Source organism: Paraburkholderia sp. JHI2823 (assembly GCF_038900695.1).
GTDB classification, from domain to species: domain Bacteria; phylum Pseudomonadota; class Gammaproteobacteria; order Burkholderiales; family Burkholderiaceae; genus Paraburkholderia; species Paraburkholderia mimosarum.
Genome location: NZ_JAYMRY010000410.1, coordinates 1 through 255 on the forward strand (window position 1 = coordinate 1; position 255 = coordinate 255).

Genomic DNA, 255 nt, shown 5'->3' on the forward strand with positions numbered 1-255 from the left:
TTGAGGACATCGAGTACCGGCAGAGCCGTGGGCTCGACAAGGGTATGGTCGCCACGCTCGCCGGCTGTGACTGGATCCGCAATGCACAGAACCTCATCCTCACGGGGCCAACTGGTGCCGGAAAAACTTGGGTTGCCTGCGCCTTCGGCCAGCAGGCCTGCCGACAGGGCTTCTCCGTGCTGTACGTGCGCGTCGCGCGGCTGTTCGAGGAATTGAAGATCGCCCACGGCGACGGCAGCTTCACACGTCGGCTCG

General features: G+C 64.3%; 1 protein-coding gene. It reads left to right on the forward strand.

Annotated elements, in window-relative coordinates; genetic code table 11:
- A partial coding sequence (locus tag VSR34_RS39195; protein ID WP_342965324.1) for an ATP-binding protein occupies positions 1-255 on the forward strand: 255 nt, incomplete at both ends.